Below are 4,220 nucleotides of genomic sequence, written 5' to 3'. Positions count from 1 at the left end.
GCATCAAACATAAAAAAACCGGCCTAAGCCGGTTTACGTGTAATGATGTTATCAGACGCTACATGCGGGTAACCAATCTGCTTCGCTGTCTTCATGTAATGTGAGATTAGTTTGTATGCCGTTATTTGTTCTGCGCTTGAGCAGTACCCGCTCATACTCTTTCAGCGTCTGCGGCACAGCTTGGCCAAAAGCCGTCAGACTGAGCGGGTGCTGATGGCCGCGTGAATCCATGAATGACAGGTACGCATGATAGAGATAGCGCTTCGGGTTTATCGGGCGAATATTGGCATTGCCGATGAACAGCCCGTTCGGCGTGCTCAGTGGCATCAGATAGCCGCAGAAATCGACCAGCGGATCGGTCAGTCGCTTTATCTCCAGCGCCTCGCCGGACGTCTGTTGCGCCTGTAGCAGCGCGCGGGCCTCCTCTGGCTGGCTGAAGCGCTGCATCAGATGGCGTACGATAACGGCTAGCTCGGTGCTGATTTTATCCAGTAGCTGCGGATCGCGCTCTTTCGCCGGTATCGCTTCCGGGAAAGTGAGTATTACCCGACGACGCGAAACGCCACCGCTGCGATCGCTGAAACGCATAGGATTGTTATTCACCGCCAGAATCACCGCCGGAATGTGCGTTGAATAGGCGTCACGATATTTTGGGTCAATTGCCACCGCATCGCCACCGGTTATCGCTTTGATGCCCGCGCCGTCTCCGCTCCATTTCTCCTGGTCTGGCAGGATAACCAGCGAGAAGCCCACTACGCTGGCGCGCTCGCGGGAGGATTCCAGCGTGTCGATGGTGGCTGAAGTTGTGTTGTCTTTTCCGGCCAGCAGAGTGGCAATCGAGGCCATCACGCTTTTACCGCTGCCGCCGGGACCGGTCACCTCAAGAAACATCTGCCAGTCATAGCGGTTTGCCAGCACCATAAATAACGCCGCGAGAATGCGCTCCTGCTTGTCGTGACTGTGTCCGGCGGCCCGCGTTAACCAGCGCCAGAAGGCCGGGGCGTGGTCTGCGAGATTTTCACCAGGACGCGGTGCGGTGTAGTCCACGCTGTTGACGGTGCGCAGCCAGTGTTCGCGGCGGTGCGGGCTGAAGGTATCTGTTGTGGTGTCATATACACCGTTACGGAAGCCAATCAGGCGGCGGGGCGGTTCACCCATCTGCGGCACCATCAGCTTGAGCGTGTCCAGCACGCTGCCGATACCGGCAGCGGAGAACGGTGCGCGCACCTTCTGAAAGAGCGCGGCGATTTCCCGGCGCAGCGTTTTCGCCTCCATCACCAGCCATGCGCCGTTCTCATAGCGGCAGATTTCCTCCCCGACCGGCGGCACGGCCAGTGCCTCACCGTAATGGGCGACCAGCAGCTCGGCTTTCTGGCTGGCGCTCATGGCTTTCAGGTCAGCCTCGCTGACGGATTCAAACGGGCTAAGCGGCTGCGGCTGGGTGAAAGTGGTGAGCTGCGCCTGCGTGGAGATATCACCCTGCGCCTGCCAAACGTCGTTCCAGTCACCCGCAACCGGCGGCAGTGCGGCTTTCCCGCCGCAGGCTTTCGCCGCTTCCTCTGCCTTTAACTGGCCGGTGCCGTTGTCGTCACGGTCGGCGGCAATCATCATCAGCGCGCCGGGGTATGATTCACGCAGCCGTTTTGCCAGCGCGGGCAGGTTGTTGGCGCTCAGCGCCACGTATACCGCCTGCCCGGTCAGCCGGTGCACGGTCAGGCCGGTGGCATATCCTTCCGTGAGCCACAGCGTTTTGCCGTCCGGCTCGCCTGCCAGCCAGTAGGTGCCTTTCACCTGCCCGCCGGGCAGGGTGCGCTTGTCGCCTGCGGCGCTGATGAGCTGCACGTTAACGGCCGTGCCGTCTTCGCCGGTCAGCGGGATGAGCATATCCCCGGCAGCAAAGCTGACGCCGCCACAGCGCAGCGCATTAGCAAGTGTGAGCGCCTGCGTACCGTGCAGCCCTTTGGCTAAAAGGTAGGCGTTGTCCGTGCGGCTGACGGCGGCGGCGATAAGAGCCTGTGCCCGTGCGGCGGCGTCTGCCTGTGTGCGGCTTTTGTCTGCGGCTTCATAATGCATAACCGGGGCTGATTCCGGCAGCATGCCGAGCATTCCGGCTACCTTCATGGCGGCCTCTTTAGCGCTGATACTGAGCGCCTTTTCCACCAGGCTAAGGCCGTCACCGGCCCCGCACTGGTTACACAGCCAGGTTCCGCGCCCGTCCTGATTGTCGAAGCGGAAGCGGTCTTTACCGCCGCACGCCGGGCAGGCACCGTGCCTCCCTCCGGCGAGCACGCTGATACCGAGGGCGGGCAGAAGCTGCGGCCAGAATCCGGTGGCCGCCTTTACGGTGTCAGAGACGATATGTTTCATCTGCATGTTCTCCCTCAGTGCAGCGTGATGCGGCTTACGGCCGCAAGCTGGCTGCGGAAAAGTTCATCCATCATGGTGACGCCGAGCTGCGTCAGGCGCGGCGGCGCGGTCAGCAAATCAGGCTCAACCATATCGCCCAGCATGGTGCAGGCCATCTCCATGCCCGTATCGGGGCCGTGACGGCGCACATAAAAGTTTTCCAGCTCAAGGGCGATGGTCATCTGAAGCTCATCGAGCGTGGCTGATACGGTAATTCCGAGGTCTTTGCAGGCATTCAGATAGCCCTGCGCCAGCGCGCGGCGGTAAACGGCGGTGCGTACCTCAACGGGCAGGCAGGAGTGATTAGCGGTCATCATGGCGGACCTCCGTGGCTAACATGCGGGATTCACAGGTTTCAACAACTTTACCGAGCTGGTCGGTGAGCAGAGCGACGACCGCGGCAAGCGCCGCGCCGTCCGGCACACAGCCGCGCGCGCTCAGGCAGTTCACCGAGTCGAACATATCGAGCACGGTCACGCCGACCGTGTGCGCGTGCAGCAGACGCAGATAGTCAGCGTGGGGAATGGGGTAGGTGTCATGGTTGTTCAGGTGCTGAGAAAGAGTGTTCATGGCGCCACCGCCTTAACCGGCAGACGACCGGCAAAGGACAGGACGTAATCACGGGCGAGGCTGGCACGGGCGCTGCGCTCATCGCCTGCTACAGTGCGCAGCATGCAGGGACGGGCGGCGGCATCAGTGCGGCGCACGGCGGCAAAAATAAAGGTGAATTCGGGGTGAGCGGCAGTAAGGGCCGTTGTCATGAGGACAATCTCCATTGAGTAGCGGTTAACGCCACCACCGGAGCTGCAAATCTCATGGGTGGTGGCCCGAACGGGGTTTGCAGTACCGGCCTCAATGGATACCGGCCAGCCCGAGGGCTGCCCCGCCCGGACCACCATTATTTGACAGCGGCTGCGGTCTAAGAACCACAGCCTGAAAAATGGGTAAGCCAGAGCAATGACACAAAAAAACACGCTTGGCGCGTGTTGTGTCGCCATTGAGTTACACGGGCTGCAAATCCCGGCTGCCGATTTTGCGGCAGCACGAAAACTGTATAACGGCCGCTCGCCAGAGAAAAGGCTTTTTTCACTCATCGGGGCGTTTTCCTCAGCAATCGGTCAGGACGTGATCGGATTGCTGCGGATTTGATCGGAATTCACCGTCCTCTTTCTTTGCGCTTCGCTTTGCAGGCTTCGCTTTCTGACTAAGCACGGAAATATGACCATACATCCCGCTGGTAAAGGCCGGTGCCGTGGCGGGTTTGCCGCTCACTGCTGCCGTCAGGCTTTCCGCGACAAAGGCGGCTTCTTCGCGGGTGAGGGAGTAAGTTTTCGTGCCAAAATTCAGCTTAATCATGCTGCACCTCCGGCACGCTGCGCGATGCGGGCCTGCATCCAGCCGTCAATCTCTGATGCCAGCCAGGCGACGTTTTTACCGCCAAGTGAAATCTGCGAGGGGAACAGCTCCCGGCTGATTAAGTCGTAAATGGTCGAGCGTGACAGACCGCAGGTGCTGATGACTTCCGGCAGACGCATAAAGCGATCACGTGGATAAACGGTATCGCGGGTTACTGGGATGGCGGGTGCCGGTACAGATGAAACTGCGTGCATGGTGTTACCTCATTATGAGTCCGACCGGTGCTGTCCGGTTACGGTAGTGTCTTCAGGTAACCCCCTATTTTGAGAATATTTTTTGCTGTGTAAACAACCCTGTTTTGACTTATGACCAGTTAGGTTAGCCTGAAAAACAATCAGTTTATTTAATTTGGTGCAGTGTGATGCAGTGAAGTGCAGTCAGTAAAAATTAAAGAGGTT

General features: G+C 59.3%; 6 protein-coding genes. All 6 read right to left on the bottom strand.

The window, feature by feature from the left end; all coding sequences use genetic code 11:
- Positions 1–51: 51 nt before the first annotated feature.
- The 6 genes from QMM04_RS21305 to QMM04_RS21280 are packed head-to-tail and all read right to left on the bottom strand — an operon-like array spanning position 52 to position 4,016.
- Positions 52–2,367 carry a primase-helicase zinc-binding domain-containing protein gene (locus tag QMM04_RS21305; RefSeq protein WP_282996965.1) on the bottom strand — a complete coding sequence of 772 codons (2,316 nt, stop codon included), beginning with the start codon at positions 2,365–2,367 and terminating at the stop codon, positions 52–54.
- Positions 2,368–2,381: 14 nt separating this feature from the next.
- The gene (locus tag QMM04_RS21300) at positions 2,382–2,723 is read right to left on the bottom strand and encodes a DUF5375 family protein (RefSeq protein WP_282996964.1); all 342 of its coding nucleotides are present in this window, start codon (positions 2,721–2,723) and stop codon (positions 2,382–2,384) included.
- A complete protein-coding gene (locus QMM04_RS21295; RefSeq protein WP_282996963.1) occupies positions 2,710–2,976 on the bottom strand; it encodes a hypothetical protein in 267 nt (88 codons plus the stop codon). The genes QMM04_RS21300 and QMM04_RS21295 overlap by 14 nt, the downstream gene beginning before the upstream one ends.
- Positions 2,973–3,500, bottom strand: a complete 528-nt coding sequence (locus tag QMM04_RS21290) for a host cell division inhibitor Icd-like protein (RefSeq protein WP_282996962.1) — start codon at positions 3,498–3,500, stop codon at positions 2,973–2,975. The genes QMM04_RS21295 and QMM04_RS21290 overlap by 4 nt, the downstream gene beginning before the upstream one ends.
- A 13-nt stretch (positions 3,501–3,513) precedes the next feature.
- Positions 3,514–3,762: a hypothetical protein gene (locus tag QMM04_RS21285; protein WP_282996961.1), complete on the bottom strand. Its 249-nt coding sequence runs from the start codon at positions 3,760–3,762 to the stop codon at positions 3,514–3,516.
- Positions 3,759–4,016 carry an AlpA family transcriptional regulator gene (locus tag QMM04_RS21280; protein ID WP_282996960.1) on the bottom strand — a complete coding sequence of 86 codons (258 nt, stop codon included), beginning with the start codon at positions 4,014–4,016 and terminating at the stop codon, positions 3,759–3,761. The genes QMM04_RS21285 and QMM04_RS21280 overlap by 4 nt, the downstream gene beginning before the upstream one ends.
- Positions 4,017–4,220 lie beyond the last annotated feature (204 nt).

Source organism: Pantoea sp. Pa-EAmG, assembly GCF_030024295.1.
Classification (GTDB): domain Bacteria; phylum Pseudomonadota; class Gammaproteobacteria; order Enterobacterales; family Enterobacteriaceae; genus Pantoea; species Pantoea dispersa.
This window is presented reverse-complemented; position numbering and strand designations above follow the sequence as displayed.